The sequence below is a fragment of the Pseudomonas sp. 5C2 genome (assembly GCF_034314155.1).
Classification (GTDB): Bacteria; Pseudomonadota; Gammaproteobacteria; order Pseudomonadales; family Pseudomonadaceae; genus Aquipseudomonas.
The window spans coordinates 667,837-682,599 of sequence record NZ_JAVIWH010000003.1; the positions used below are offsets into that span (position 1 = coordinate 667,837).

A 14,763-nucleotide genomic window follows, 5' to 3' on the forward strand; every position below is an offset into this window, starting at 1 on the left:
CCAATGTGTAGGAGCGGTGAATCGCTAGACGTTCTGCTGCTCACCCTTCGGATCGAAGAACACCGAAGACACGATTTCGGCCTCGATCACGGTGCCATCGACCAACGGTGCGAACACCCGTTCGCCCATGCGTTTCAGGCCGCCTTTGACCACGCCCAGCGCGAACGAATAACCCAGTGAGCCGTTGGTGTAACTGGAGGTCACGTGCCCGACCATGCTCATCGGAATCGACTGTTTGGTGTCGAATACCAACTGCGCCCCTTCAGGCAGCCATTTGGTCGGATCGATCGGTTTCAGACCAACCAGCTGCTTACGTTGATCACGCACACAGTCTTCGCGGTTCATGCCACGCCAGCCGAGCCACGAGAACGGTTTGGTCCGGCCAACACACCAGCCCATGTTCAGGTCGTCAGGGGTCATCGAGCCATCGGTGTCCTGACCGACAATAATGAAACCCTTCTCGGCCCGCAGGACGTGCATGGTTTCAGTGCCGTACGGCGTCAGGTTGTACTGCTTGCCCGCTGCGACGATTTTTTCCAGCACACCCATGGCGTAGTCAGCCTGGATGTTGACCTCGTACGACAGCTCACCGGTAAAGGAGATACGGAACACCCGAGCCGGCACACCACCCACCAGACCTTCTTTCCAGGTCATGAACGGGAAAGCGTCCTTGCCCAGGTCGATGGCCGTGACTTCGCTGAGCAGCTTGCGGCTGTTAGGGCCGGATAAGGTCAGGGTTGCCCAATGGTCAGTGACGGACGTGAAGTACACCTTCAGGTCTGGCCATTCGGTCTGTTGATAGATTTCCAGCCATTGCAGCACGCGTGCAGCGCCACCGGTGGTGGTGGTCATCAGGAAGTGGTTATCGGCGATACAGGCGGTCACGCCATCGTCGAAGACCATCCCGTCTTCTTTACACATCAGGCCGTAACGCGCCTTGCCCACATCGAGCTTGGTCCAGGCGTTGCTGTAGATACGGTTGAGAAACTCACGTGCATCCGGACCTTGAATGTCGATTTTGCCCAGTGTGGAGGCATCGAGCAGGCCAACGCTGGCACGCACGGCTTTGCATTCACGGCTGACGGCAGCGTGCAGGTCTTCGCCATTTTTCGGGAAGTACCAAGGTCGCTTCCACTGGCCGACGTCTTCAAACTCGGCACCGTTCTTAACGTGCCAGGCATGCAGCGCGGTGAAGCGCACCGGCTCGAAAATGTGCCCGCAATGACGACCCGCTACAGCGCCGAAGGTAACGGGCGTGTAGTTCGGGCGGAACATGGTGGTGCCCATGTCGGTGATCGACATCTTCAGCGAACGGGCGGCAATCGCCAGACCGTTGACGTTGCCGAGCTTGCCTTGATCGGTGCCGAAGCCCAGCGCTGTGTAGCGTTTGACGTGCTCGACCGACTCGAAGCCCTCGCGGGTCGCCAGTTCGATGGCGGCAGCGGTGACGTCGTTCTGCAGGTCGACGAATTGCTTCGGCGCCCGTGCGGTGGCTTTTTCATGCGGCACCTGGAACAGTGCCAGAGTCGCTTCTTCATGGCGGGTCAGTGCTTTTGGCAAGGCGCCTTCGACCACCCTAAAGCCTGCTTCGTTGGCTGCGCGAGCGCCGCCCTCGAAACCATCGGCCAAGGCATCAGCCAGTCCGTACACACCGTTTATGCCACCGACGCAGACGCGCTTTTGCGGCGCTTCGCCCGGTACGAAACCGAGGATGTCTTCACGCCAGATCGGCTTGCCGCCCAAGTGGGACGCCAAATGCACGATAGGGCTATAGCCGCCAGAGCTGCCTACCAGATCGCAATCGAGCCATTCGCCGGGGCTGGTAACGCGATGGCCTTTGACGTCGATGGCCGCAATGCGGGCAGCGGTTACATGCTTGCTGCCACGCGCTTCGACAACGGCGCTGGAGGTCAGGATACGAATCCCTTTGGCCCGTGCTTCTTCAACCAGTGCGCCACGCGGATTGCTCCGGGCATCAGCGATTGCCACCACTTGCAGGCTGGCATCGAGCCAGTCCAGCGCTACGCGGTAGGCATGATCGTTGTTGGTCGACAGCACCAGTTTTTTGCCAGGCGCCACACCATAACGGCGGACGTAGGTGGAAATGGACCCCGCGAGCATGTTGCCCGGCACATCGTTGTTGCCATACACCAGCGGACGTTCGTGAGTACCGGTCGCCAACACCACGCGCTTGGCGCGAACCCGGTGCATACGCTGACGCACTTGACCAATCGGCGCGCGGTCACCGAGGTGATCGGCCAGACGCTCGTGAATGGTCAGGAAATTATGATCGTGATAGCCGTTCACCGTCGCCCGTGGCAGCAAGGTCACTTCCGGCATTTTTTTCAGCTCGGCCAGCACGGTGGCAACCCACTCGGCCGCCGGTTTGCCATCCAGGCTTTCACGGCTGTCCAGCAGACTGCCGCCAAACTCTTCCTGCTCATCCGCCAGAATCACCCGCGCACCGCTGCGACCGGCAGCCAGGGCTGCGGCCAGGCCAGCAGGGCCGGCGCCGACGATCAGCACGTCGCAGTGCTGGTTCATCGCGTCATAGCTGTCCGGGTCGTTCTCGGTAGGCGAGCGACCAAGGCCCGCCGCCTTACGGATGTACTTCTCGTAGGTCATCCAGAACGATTGTGGGTACATGAAGGTTTTGTAGTAGAAGCCCGGCGGCATCAGCTTGCCACCGACCTTGCCAAGAATCCCCATCACGTCGGTGTTTACGCTCGGCCAGCCGTTGGTGCTGGTAGCGACCAGACCTTGATACAGCGCTTGTTGCGTGGCTCGCACGTTAGGAATCTGGGTCGCTTCAGTGGCACCGATCTGCAACACCGCGTTCGGCTCTTCGGAACCTGCCGCGAAAATCCCGCGAGGACGCGAATACTTGAAGCTGCGGCCAATGATGTCGACGCCATTGGCCAGCAATGCTGCGGCCAGGCTGTCGCCTTCAAAACCTTGATACTGCTGACCGTTGAAGGTGAAATTCAGCACCTTGCTACGGTCGATACGGCCGCCGTTGGGCAGTCGATTATTCTGGCTCATACCTTGTCTCCCGCACGCGTACTGGCGGCTTTAGCCGTGAATTGCGGCTTGGCGCCAATCGGGTAGGTTTCGAGAATCTCGTACGTCACGGTGTCACGCGTGGCGTTGAAGTACTGACGGCAACCGGCAGCGTGATTCCACAGTTCATGGTGCAGCCCACGCGGGTTGTCGCGGAAGAACATGTAATCGCCCCACTGCTCATCGGTGCAGGCGTTCGGGTCCAGCGGACGCGGGATATGAGCCTGGCCCGACGCGTGGAATTCCTCTTCGGAGCGCAGTTCGCCACAGTGAGGACAGAAGATGTGCAACATAGGTATTTCTCCTGTAGTGGGCTTAGTGAGCTACGGCCGCGGCGCCGTGTTCGTCGATCAGCGCACCGTTGTGGAAACGGTCGATGGAGAATGGCTTGGCCAAGGGGTGCATTTCACCTTTGGCGAGACTGGCGGCAAATACGTTGCCCGAGCCCGGCGTGGCCTTGAAGCCACCGGTGCCCCAACCGCAGTTAAAGAACATATTCGGCACGGGCGTTTTGGAAATGATCGGGCAGGCGTCCGGCGTGGTGTCGACGATGCCGCCCCACTGACGGTTCATGCGCACCCGGGACAGGACCGGAAACATCTCGACGATGGCTTGAATAGTATGCTCAATCACCGGGTACGAACCGCGCTGGCCGTAACCGTTGTAGCCGTCGATACCGGCACCAATCACCAGGTCGCCTTTGTCCGACTGGCTGATGTATCCGTGAACCGCGTTGGACATGATCACGCTGTCGATAATCGGTTTGATCGGCTCGGACACCAGCGCTTGCAGCGGATGGGATTCAATCGGCAAGCGGAAGCCGGCCAGTTTCGCCATGTGCCCGGAGTTACCGGCCGTCACCACGCCGACGCGCTTGGCGCCGATGAAGCCTTTGTTGGTCTCGACGCCGATGCACACGCCGTTTTCCTTACGGAAACCGATCACTTCGGTCTGTTGAATCAGGTCGACGCCCAAGGCGTCGGCGGCACGCGCAAAACCCCAGGCCACGGCATCGTGACGAGCTACGCCGCCACGGCGCTGAACCGTCGCGCCAATGATCGGGTAACGGGTGTTTTTAGAGCAATCCAGGTACGGGATTTCTTCCGCGACCTGTTTGGCATTGAGCAACTCGCCATCCACGCCATTGAGGCGGTTGGCGCTGACCCGGCGTTCCGAGTCACGAATGTCTTGCAGGGTGTGGCACAGGTTGTACACGCCGCGTTGAGAGAACATCACGTTGTAGTTGATGTCCTGCGACAGGCCTTCCCACAGTTTCATCGCGTGTTCGTACAGGTGCGCCGACTCATCCCAGAGGTAGTTGGAGCGCACGATGGTGGTGTTGCGTGCGGTATTACCGCCGCCCAGCCAGCCTTTCTCGACCACGGCCACGTTGGTGATGCCGTGCTCCTTGGCCAGGTAATACGCAGTCGCCAAACCATGACCGCCGCCGCCGACGATGACCACGTCGTAGACTTTTTTCGGGGTCGGCGTGCGCCACATGCGCTGCCAGTTTTCGTGGTGGCTGAGAGAGTGCTTGAAGAGGCCGAAGCCTGAGTAATGCTGCATGGGGCTACTCCTGACTCAGCGATAAACCGGGAAATCGGCGCACAGTGCCGCAACCTGGCTGGCGACATTGGCCTCGACATCTGCATCGCCGAGGTTGTCGAGAATGTCACAGACCCAGCCGGCCAGTTCGACACATTGTGGAACTTTGAAACCACGCGTGGTGACGGCCGGAGTGCCGATACGCAGACCCGAAGTCACGAACGGCGATTGTGGATCGTTCGGTACGGAGTTCTTGTTCACGGTGATGTGCGCACGACCCAAGGCGGCGTCGGCGTCTTTACCGGTGAGGCCCTGACGGATCAGGCTGACCAGGAACAGGTGGCAGTCGGTACCGCCGGACACCACGTCGTAACCACGGTCGATGAACACCTTCGCCATCGCCTTTGCGTTATCGATCACTTGTTGCTGATAGACCTTGAACCCTGGCTCCAGCGCTTCCTTGAAACACACGGCCTTGGCCGCGATAACGTGCATCAACGGGCCGCCCTGACCACCGGGGAATACTGCAGAGTTGAGTTTCTTCTCGATCTCTTCGTTGGCTTTGGCCAGGATCAGGCCGCCACGTGGACCGCGCAGGGTTTTATGGGTCGTGGTGGTCACCACGTCGGCGTACGGCAGCGGGTTCGGGTACAGGCCAGCAGCGACCAGACCGGCCACGTGGGCCATATCAACAAACAGATAGGCGCCCACTTTGTCGGCGATGGCGCGGAAGCGTGGGAAATCCAGGGTTTTCGAGTAGGCCGAGAAACCGGCAATGATCATTTTTGGCTTGCATTCAACGGCGATGCGCTCGACTTCGTCGTAATCGATCAAGCCGGTGGCGGTGTCGATGCCATATTGCACAGCGTTGTACAGTTTGCCGGAGAAGCTGACTTTGGCGCCGTGGGTCAGGTGACCGCCGTGGGCCAGGCTCATGCCCAGCACGGTGTCGCCCGCTTGCAGCAGGGCCAGATAGACAGCGGCGTTGGCCTGGCTGCCGGAGTGCGGCTGGACGTTCGCGTAATCGGCGCCGAACAGCTGTTTGGCGCGATCAATGGCCAACTGCTCGACCTTGTCCACATGCTCGCAACCACCGTAGTAGCGCTTGCCCGGATAGCCTTCTGCGTATTTATTGGTCAGGCCGCTGCCCTGGGCTTCCATCACGCGTTTGCTGGTGTAGTTTTCCGAAGCGATCAGCTCGATGTGGTCTTCCTGGCGTTGCTCTTCAGCATTCATCGCCGCCAACAGTACATCGTCATAGCCTTGGATTTTGTCTTGCTTGCTGAACATCGCGGTTCTCCCAGCGGCGGCGCTGCGCCTGACTTATCGATAGGGCGTGTAGAGTGCCCTTTGGATGCGATGTTAGGTCCGACGCAGAGAGGCCAAATGCCTATGGGCGCCACGCAAAGGTGCGTTTACGACATGGCTTGGCGCGCAGAGATAATTGGTAGCTGGGAAAGGCCCTGTTATGGGGCTTGGCGGGAGGTTTATGTTGTCTCAACCGACGCCTTCGCGAAAGAAGCCGGCGCGATCTGACCGATAGAACGCATTCACCCCGCCACCCAAAACCTGACCCCGACCAACAGCAAAAAATGCACGGGGTAGATCGCATACGCCCAGCGCCGCATTGGCCAGACCGCGACAGTCAGCCGGGTCTTCAGCAGTGCCAATCCGACCAGCGGCGCCATCAGGCACACCGCAATGCCCTGTATCGACACACTGTCGCCCCACCGCGCCGCCGCGAACATCTCTGGCCAGGCGTTGCTCGCCAGACACACCAGCCCCGGCAATAGTGCCCCGTACCATGGCCCGCGCAGCACCCACAAAAATGCCAGCGGCAGCGCGACGCCAAAAAAGCCGAACATCAGCTGCGCCTGGAAAACCGCCGCCACCAGCAACACCACGCCCGCCAGACACAACGCCCACGGCGTACGGTCGCGCCAACCCTGCGCCAGCAACAGCCCCAACCCCAGCGTCGGCAACACGTTCAAGGTGTCTGCGTGAAGCATGAACAACCGGTAAGGCAGCTCCGCCAGCCCGGCGAACACCAGCAGCCAGGCCAGATAGCGCCATTGAACGCCCTCAACCTGTCCAGCCCCGCCACGCGCCAGATTGGCGGCGATTGCCAAGCAAAACCACGGAAACGCAAATCGCCCCGGCACATACAGGAAGTCCACCGACCAGCCGACGTAACGCAGGTGATCGAGCACCATGCTCAGCATCGCCAGCCACTTGAGCAGGTCCAGCGCAGCGTCTCGCCCGGTGGTTATCGGATGCTTCAGCAACGACCTCATAAGGCTCCATGCACGTGATGAAAAAAGCGGGAAACAGAACAACGCATGACCCGCGCCAACAATCATGGTTAAAGTGCGACCTTATTCGATCACAGGGAATCGGCCATGACAGATAAAAGCCAGCAGTTTGCCAGCGACAACTATTCCGGGATCTGCCCCGAAGCCTGGGCCGCCATGGAACAGGCAAACCACGGCCATCAGCGCGCCTATGGTGACGATGAGTGGACCGCTCGCGCCTCTGATCATTTTCGCAAACTGTTCGAAACCGACTGCGAAGTCTTTTTCGCCTTCAACGGTACCGCAGCCAACTCTCTGGCGCTGTCGTCGTTGTGCCAGAGTTACCACAGCGTTATCTGCTCGGAAACCGCCCACGTCGAAACCGATGAATGCGGCGCACCGGAGTTTTTCTCCAACGGCTCCAAGCTGCTGACCGCCCGCAGCGAAAACGGCAAGCTGACCCCAGAATCGATTCGTGAAGTCGCACTCAAACGTCAGGACATTCACTACCCAAAACCTCGGGTCGTGACCCTGACTCAGGCGACGGAAGTCGGCAGTGTCTATCAGCCCGAAGAGCTCAAGGCCATCAGCGCCACCTGCAAGGAACTGGGCCTCAATCTGCACATGGACGGCGCGCGTTTCGCCAATGCCTGCGCCTACCTCAATTGCTCCCCGGCAGAACTGACTTGGAAATCCGGGATCGATGTGCTGTGCTTCGGCGGCACTAAAAATGGCATGGCGGTGGGCGAGGCGATTCTGTTCTTCAACCATAAACTGGCTGAAGACTTTGACTACCGCTGCAAACAGGCTGGGCAACTGGCCTCGAAAATGCGCTTTCTCTCAGCGCCGTGGGTCGGGCTGCTGGAGAACGATGCCTGGCTCAAACATGCACGCCACGCCAACCACTGCGCGCAATTGCTCAGCGAACTGGTGAAGGACATCCCTGGCGTAGAGCTGATGTTCCCGGTGCAGGCCAACGGCGTATTCCTGCAACTGTCGGAACCGGCGATCAAGGCGTTGACCCATAAAGGCTGGCGCTTCTATACCTTTATCGGCAACGGCGGCGCGCGCTTCATGTGCTCATGGGACACCGAAGAAGACCGCGTGCGCGAGTTGGCAGCGGATATCCGAACGGTGATGCAGGCGGGATAAAGCCGGTCTTCTGGATGGGATACTGCGCGGTCGCGTAGCAAATACGGCACTTGCAGGAGCGCGCTTGCCCGCGCGCCTGCAAAATAATCGTTTTTGTATTTGCCAGCTCAATTCAACCCTGAGCCAGGGTCTTGGAGATGACTTCAACCGTGGCGCTGACCTGCTCTTGATAACGGTTGAGGTCCATCTTGTGCTGGCGTTTGAGTTCTACCTGCTGCGAACACAGGTTCAACGCCGCCAATACCAGCAATTTATCGCCGATCAGGCTTGGGTATTTCTTTTTGGTGTCAGCCAGGGCGGCCTTGAGCATGACCGCCGCATCCAGCAAGGCCTGCTCTTCCCCCAGGGGGGCCTTGATCGAATAGTCGTTGCCCAGAATAGAGACGACCTTCACTGCATGACTATCGCTACTCATGCGCTGACAGGGTTGACGCTAGTGGCACGCTGAACCAATGCCTGAATACGGGCAGCGGTAGCGCCCTGTTTTTCTTCCTGCTCCAGCAGACTCAATTGCAGGCTGTCGTTGTCATCCTTGACCTGGACCAGCTCGGCACTCAATTGCGCGTTCGCGGCGTGAAGGGTCTGATTCTGCTGCACAAGGTCACTGACCAGTTGTTCCAATTGACTCAGGGATGTTTCCAACATTTTGATTTCTCGAGCAAATTTCAAAGGGCGCACACGATAAAGAAAAGTCACTGCACACGCCAGGCTTATCAAGGCGTTCACGCCTTTGATTCCTCGCCGATGCGCTTCTTTTCAAGAGTTGCCGATGTAAACGCATAGGAATGTTACTGACTGCATTTTCCTTGTGGGGTTCCTGCTGCTCGTCGGACCAAGCCGTCTGCGACAAATACGGACAAGTTCGCCAGCAATGCTCAAGACTTTAGTCTTATGTCCGATAGGTGATGCAAGCCACACTTTTTTGCCTTACCCGCATGGAACGCGCCCTCATCGGAACCCCTTATGTCCCTTCGCAATATGAACATCGCTCCCCGTGCGTTTCTCGGGTTTGCCCTGATTGGCAGCCTGATGCTAATCCTTGGCATCTTCGCCCTGACGCAGATGAGCAAGATCCGTGCGGCTGGCATGGCGATCGAGCAGAACAGCTTGCCCAGCATCAAGGCCCTTGATGAGTTCACCCAACTGACACTGCGTCTGCGCGTCCTGTCTTACCGCTTGCTGATCAATCGCGAGCCCGACGTTCAACAGAAAACCATTGAGTTGTTTCAGCTAAGAAACGAGCAGATTCGCGCCGCACAAAACATCTACGAGAAGCTGATCGTCCGTTCGGAGGAACGTACTGCGTATGACCAATACGTGCAAAAGCTCGCCGAGTACCGCCAGCTTGAAGAGAGAATCAAGACGCTGTCGCGCAACAACCAGGTTGATGAACTGCGTTCAATACTCAACGCGGACCTGCTGAGCAACTCGGAACAAATGAATGCCGTACTGAGCAAACTGGTCGATATCAATACCCGTCAGTTGAGCGAAAGCAACAAAGAAACGAGCGACCAGTACAGCATGGCATTCGATCTTCTGGTCGGGATCCTGATTGTCTCTACCCTCCTCACCGTCCTCTTCGCCTGGCTCCTGACCACCAGCATCACCCTGCCCATCTCCCAGGCCTTGGCCGCCGCCGAAGACATCGCCGAGGGTAATCTGACACGCCCGATCAAAGTCAATGGCAGTGATGAAGCCGGCCGCCTGCTGGCTGCCATGGAAAAAATGCAGGGAAAACTGCGCGATACCCTGCAACGGATTTCCGGCTCGGCCACTCAGCTCGCATCCGCAGCCGAAGAACTGAACGCCGTCACCGACGAAAGCGCGCGCGGACTCTCGCAACAGAACAAGGAAATCGAGCAGGCCGCAACGGCCGTCAATCAAATGACCAGCGCCGTGGAAGAAGTCGCGCGCAATGCCGTGAGCACTTCCGATGCCTCGAAAAGCGCGACCACCTCAGCGGGCGATGGCCGGGAACTGGTGATGGAAACGGTCGGTGCTATCGAGCGGATGAGCGGTGACGTGCAAAGCACCGCCGAGCTGATTGGTAATCTGGCCAACGAGTCGCGGGATATCGGCAAGGTACTTGATGTGATTCGTGGTCTGGCGGATCAGACCAACTTGCTGGCCCTCAACGCGGCCATTGAAGCGGCACGTGCCGGTGAAGCGGGTCGTGGGTTCGCGGTGGTTGCCGACGAAGTTCGCGCCCTGGCGCATCGCACCCAACAGTCGACCAGCGAAATCGAGCGGATGGTAGGCAGCATTCAGGGTGGCACCGAACAGGCTGTCAACTCGATGCGCAACAGCACCGAGCGGGCTGAATCGACGCTGAACATCGCCAAAGGCGCGGGCATGGCGCTGGATACCATCAATCAGGCCATCGTGCAGATCAACGAGCGCAATCTGGTAATCGCCAGCGCCGCCGAGGAGCAGGCACAAGTCGCCCGCGAAGTGGACCGTAATCTGGTGAACATCCGTGACCTGTCGGTGCAATCGGCGACGGGTGCCAATCAGACCAGCGCCGCCAGCAACGAATTGTCTCGCCTGGCGGTCGACCTAAACAGCATGGTTGCGCGGTTTAGTCTGTAAACGCTACACCATCATCGGCAGGCGTCAGCTTGTTGGCGAACGGCCTGATGCGGTGTGCCTGACACACCGCATCAGTAATCGATCCGCACATCACCTTTAGGCACACTGCAGCACGACAGGATATAACCCTCGGCCACGTCTTCATCGGTGATGCCGCCGTTGTGCTCCATCTCTACTTCCCCGCCCAGCTTCAACACCTTGCAGGTCCCGCAGATGCCCATGCCGCAGGCTTTTGGAATCATCAGGCCAAGCTTGGCGGCAGCAGCGTGTACGGTTTCGCCCGGACCGACGCGGATGCTCTTGCCGGTCGAAATGAACTCCACTTGATGCAGGTCCGCCAGATCGATCTCAGGGGCGTCGGCCGCTTGCTCGGCTTGTTCCACCGCATCGGCGCGGGCTTCAGGCGGCGTCGCGCCGAACGACTCTTCATGGTACTGATCCATGTTGAAGCCATTGGCTTCGAGCAGGCGTTTGATGGCGTTCATGTAAGGCGTCGGTCCGCAGCAGAACACCTCGCGCTCAAGAAAATCCGGCACCATCAATTCGAGCATTTTCTGGTTCAGGTAACCGCGATAACCGGCCCATGGTTCGCCGAGGCCATGCTTCTCGCACACCAGGTGCAGGCTGAAGTTGTCGATTCGCGACGCCATGTGCTCCAGCTCGCGGTGGTAAATGATGTCTTTGGGCGAGCGGGCGCTGTGGACAAAAACCATGTCGACATTGGCGTTAGTGTCGTAAAACCAGCGCGCCATGGACATGACTGGCGTGATACCGACACCGCCGCTGAGGTAGAGAATTTTCGGGTTGGGGAAATCGATGGCGTTGAACAAACCCACCGGCCCGTGCACCGCCAGCTCCTGGCCTTCATGCAGAGTGTCGTGCAGCCAGTTCGAGACCTTGCCGCCGGGCACACGCTTGATGGTGATAGAGAAGCTGTACGGCACGGAGGGCGAGCTGGAGATGGTGTACGAGCGCATCACTGACTCGCCGTCGATTTCCAGCTCCAGGGTGACGAACTGACCCGGCTTGAAAAAGAACAAAATCGGCTGGTCGGCCATGAAACAGAAGGTGCGCACGTCCCAGGTTTCCTGGATCACCTTGACGACACGAACCAGGTGGCGGCCATTGGCCCAGGTCTGGGTATTTACCGGGCTGAGGAAACTGTTAGACATGCTCATCTCCACGGCCGACTGTCGGCCTTATGTTGAGGATTCTGCGTAAGCCGCAGATTGCCCACTTGCCTATCTGCGACATTGACGTACTTATCGCGACCAGCCCCTAACGACCGGGGTTCACGCGTCGGAAACGGATTCGGCCATGTCGCCCATGGATAAGGTTCGGTCAGCGCCGGACCCCACACTCGGCTCTAAGTATCCATGCCCGCTTTGCAATGAAAAGCGTAACCATGAGCATGAACGGCAAAAGAACCGTCGCCTTACGTGCAACTGACCTAAAGAACCTTATTAGCCACATTCGCCGACCGTTGAAACCGGTCATGAGGACTTGAAAGATGGACGTCACCGCAACCTTGAGCTTGGGCGATCCGCTGGAACCTGCACGTAAGGCCACCGCCGAAATGCTGCAGAACCGCGAACGCACGTTTTCGCTGCCGCAGCCTTTCTACAGTGACGAGCGGCTGTTTGAAATCGACATGCAGGAAATCTTTCAAAAAGAGTGGCTGGTCGCGGGCATGACCTGCGAGATTCCGACCAAGGGCAATTACCTGACCCTGCAAATCGGCAAGAACCCTATCATCGTCCTTCGGGGTCCTGACGGTCAGATCAACGCGTTTCACAACGTCTGCCGCCATCGTGGCTCGCGTCTGTGCACCGGGGAAAAAGGCAAGGTCGCCAAGCTGGTGTGCCCGTATCACCAGTGGACCTACGAGCTGAACGGTCGCCTGTTATTCGCGGGCAGCGAGATGGGCGCCGACTTCGATATGAAGCAGTACGGCCTCAAGCCGGTGAACGTAAAAACCGCAGGGGGTTACATCTTCATCAGCCTGGCGGAAAACCCACCAGCCATCGATGAGTTCCTGGCGACGCTCACTCATTACATGGAACCGTACGACATGGAGAACACCAAGGTGGCGGTGCAAACCACCTTGATGGAAAAAGCCAACTGGAAGCTGGTGCTGGAAAACAACCGCGAGTGTTACCACTGCAATGCATCGCACCCGGAACTGTTGAAAACCCTGCTGGAATGGGACGACGTCACCGACCCGCGTGCCGACCAGGCCTTCAAGGATCACGTGGCCGCGTCTGCCGCTGCCTGGGAAGCCGAGAAGATTCCCTACGCTCACGCCAGCTTCGGCCTGCGTAACCGCATCGTGCGCATGCCGCTGCTCAAAGGCACGGTGTCGATGACCATGGATGGTAAGCAAGGCTGCAAGAAACTCATGGGCCGGATCAAAAACCCGGACCTGGGCTCGATGCGCATTCTGCACTTGCCGCATTCCTGGAACCACTGCATGGGCGATCACATCATCGTCTTCACCGTGTGGCCGATCAGCGCACAGGAAACCATGGTCAGCACCAAATGGCTGGTGCACAAGGATGCGGTTGAAGGCGTCGATTACGACCCGGCCAATATGCGCAAGGTGTGGGACGCTACCAACGACCAGGACCGTCGTCTGGCAGAAGAAAACCAGCGAGGGATCAACTCCACGGCTTATCAGCCAGGCCCGTACTCCAAGACGTACGAGTTCGGCGTGGTCAACTTCATCGACTGGTACAGCGAACGCCTGCTGAGCAACCTCGGCGCAGAGCCGGCAACGTACCTGAAGGGTGTGCCAGTCAGTCACGAGTAAGGGGAGATGGCGCGGTGTGTCCGTCACACTGCGCCGTCAATGAACTCGCGCCTACAGGTGATTAATTTTTAACCAATACCTGCCAACACCAACCCCGCCGCCCTTCCTGGCCTTCCGCCAACAACTTATCCACAGACCCACCCACAGCAATTGTGGGCAAGTCGAATTTTGCCTGTGGAAAAACCCAAGAAAAACCGTGACTTATCAGGAAGTACCCTTTCAGGGCACTATTGATTGTTTTTTGATCATGTCGCGCAAAGCCACGTCGATAGTGGCCTGCAAAGGACCGTGAACATGTTATCCACAGAAGCGCCAACAGAGATTGTGGGCAAGTATTTTGATACCGCGCCAGCTTGCTTGCGAAAGCTATTTAACGAACACGCCTTATTCAATCAGCTGCTTAATTAAATTGCAGGAGCGAGCTTGCTCGCGATAGATCGCGAGGCGGTCCGAAGACACTGAACTCAGTTTCAGTCTGAAAATGCATTCACTGGTTTACGACCGCTGTACGGCAGCACGCCTCCTCCAAGAGCTACTTACACGAAGTCCCTGGCTGTTTTTGTGCTGTTTTTCCTGACTCGGCGTATGTTGTTGTCGAGTTTCATCGGTGTGCTGGTGTTTTTTGCAGCCAATGGCTCTTTGCTGGCGTGTGAATGATCGTGAAGGAGAAGAACGATGACAGTCAGGGTTTTGATCTTGCCGGGCCTGTTCAATTCGGGTGAAGCACATTGGCAGTCACAGTGGGAGCGGCAGTTTTCAGGCCTGCACAGGGTCGAGCAGCAAGACTGGGAAACGCCAAACGCGAAGGATTGGGTGGAGCGCTTAAATCAGGAAATTGCTGCTGCCGACAGGGAGGTCGTGCTGGTGGCCCACAGCCTGGCTTGTACCTTGATCACCCGCTGGGCGCAGCAGTATCCCGAGGCGCACAAGGTTCGTGGCGCATTGCTGGTGGCTCCGAGTGATACCGAGGCGGATAGCTATCCGTCAGGCACATCGGGATTTGTGCCGATGTCGACGCAATGCCTGCCTTTTCCAACGATCATGGTGGCGAGTACGGATGATCCGTATGTCACCCAGGAGCGGGCCAAGGCTTTCAGCCAGGCCTGGGGCAGTGAACTGGTCCGGGTGGAAAATGCCGGCCATATCAACGGCCAAACCGGGTATGGGCCCTGGCCCGAGGGCGTTGAGTTGCTGTTCAAACTCACGGGAGATCCGCAGTTCCAGCTTAAGTAGCTCGGGCCATGCAGGCCAGACATTCGCCCCCCCGGCTGCAACGCCGGGGCGTGATATCCGGAGTAATCATCCAGAAGTCGCAGT

Annotated in this window: 12 protein-coding genes and 1 pseudogene; 5 read left to right on the forward strand and 8 right to left on the reverse strand. The window is 58.4% G+C overall.

What is annotated here, in order from left to right; translation table 11 throughout:
• Positions 1 to 24: 24 nt before the first annotated feature.
• From RGU44_RS17865 to RGU44_RS17885, 5 genes are all read right to left on the reverse strand, one after another.
• Positions 25 to 3,042: a sarcosine oxidase subunit alpha gene (locus RGU44_RS17865; protein ID WP_322218383.1), complete on the reverse strand. Its 3,018-nt coding sequence runs from the start codon at positions 3,040 to 3,042 to the stop codon at positions 25 to 27.
• A complete protein-coding gene (locus RGU44_RS17870) occupies positions 3,039 to 3,353 on the reverse strand; it encodes a sarcosine oxidase subunit delta (RefSeq protein ID WP_219064047.1) in 315 nt (104 codons plus the stop codon). The genes RGU44_RS17865 and RGU44_RS17870 overlap by 4 nt, the downstream gene beginning before the upstream one ends.
• Before the next feature lie 22 nt (positions 3,354 to 3,375).
• A complete protein-coding gene (locus RGU44_RS17875) occupies positions 3,376 to 4,626 on the reverse strand; it encodes a sarcosine oxidase subunit beta family protein (protein ID WP_219064046.1) in 1,251 nt (416 codons plus the stop codon).
• Positions 4,627 to 4,641: 15 nt separating this feature from the next.
• On the reverse strand, positions 4,642 to 5,895 hold the full coding sequence (gene glyA, locus RGU44_RS17880) for a serine hydroxymethyltransferase (protein WP_322182635.1): 1,254 nt from the start codon (positions 5,893 to 5,895) through the stop codon (positions 4,642 to 4,644).
• Positions 5,896 to 6,155: 260 nt separating this feature from the next.
• Positions 6,156 to 6,899, reverse strand: coding sequence for a TraX family protein (locus tag RGU44_RS17885; RefSeq protein ID WP_322182637.1), 744 nt, complete (start codon positions 6,897 to 6,899; stop codon positions 6,156 to 6,158).
• Between the two features lie 105 nt (positions 6,900 to 7,004).
• Here RGU44_RS17885 and RGU44_RS17890 point away from each other — a divergent pair, with 105 nt between their 5' ends.
• Positions 7,005 to 8,048: a low specificity L-threonine aldolase gene (locus RGU44_RS17890; RefSeq protein ID WP_322182639.1), complete on the forward strand. Its 1,044-nt coding sequence runs from the start codon at positions 7,005 to 7,007 to the stop codon at positions 8,046 to 8,048.
• A gap of 112 nt (positions 8,049 to 8,160) precedes the next feature.
• Here RGU44_RS17890 and RGU44_RS17895 read toward each other — a convergent pair whose 3' ends face one another.
• Positions 8,161 to 8,463, reverse strand: coding sequence for a cell division protein ZapA (locus RGU44_RS17895; protein WP_219064042.1), 303 nt, complete (start codon positions 8,461 to 8,463; stop codon positions 8,161 to 8,163).
• Positions 8,460 to 8,693: a hypothetical protein gene (locus RGU44_RS17900; protein WP_322218385.1), complete on the reverse strand. Its 234-nt coding sequence runs from the start codon at positions 8,691 to 8,693 to the stop codon at positions 8,460 to 8,462. The genes RGU44_RS17895 and RGU44_RS17900 overlap by 4 nt, the downstream gene beginning before the upstream one ends.
• A 333-nt stretch (positions 8,694 to 9,026) precedes the next feature.
• Between RGU44_RS17900 and RGU44_RS25160 the strand changes: the two are divergent.
• Positions 9,027 to 9,782, forward strand: a pseudogene (locus tag RGU44_RS25160) (MCP four helix bundle domain-containing protein); the annotation flags it as partial.
• Positions 9,774 to 10,637, forward strand: a complete 864-nt coding sequence (locus tag RGU44_RS25165; protein WP_416194655.1) for a methyl-accepting chemotaxis protein — start codon at positions 9,774 to 9,776, stop codon at positions 10,635 to 10,637. The pseudogene RGU44_RS25160 and the gene RGU44_RS25165, both read left to right, overlap by 9 nt.
• A gap of 71 nt (positions 10,638 to 10,708) precedes the next feature.
• Here RGU44_RS25165 and gbcB read toward each other — a convergent pair whose 3' ends face one another.
• Complete coding sequence (gbcB, locus tag RGU44_RS17910; RefSeq protein ID WP_322182646.1) at positions 10,709 to 11,809, reverse strand: glycine-betaine demethylase subunit GbcB; 1,101 nt, start codon at positions 11,807 to 11,809, stop codon at positions 10,709 to 10,711.
• A 338-nt stretch (positions 11,810 to 12,147) separates the two neighbouring features.
• On the opposite strand from gbcB, the gene gbcA reads away from it, so the two are divergent.
• Entirely contained in the window at positions 12,148 to 13,446 is a 1,299-nt protein-coding gene (gene gbcA, locus RGU44_RS17915) for a glycine-betaine demethylase subunit GbcA (protein ID WP_322182648.1), read from the forward strand.
• A gap of 675 nt (positions 13,447 to 14,121) precedes the next feature.
• Positions 14,122 to 14,679 (forward strand): RBBP9/YdeN family alpha/beta hydrolase, encoded by a 558-nt coding sequence (locus RGU44_RS17920; protein WP_322182650.1) that lies wholly within the window; start codon positions 14,122 to 14,124, stop codon positions 14,677 to 14,679.
• The last annotated feature ends 84 nt before the right edge of the window (positions 14,680 to 14,763 follow it).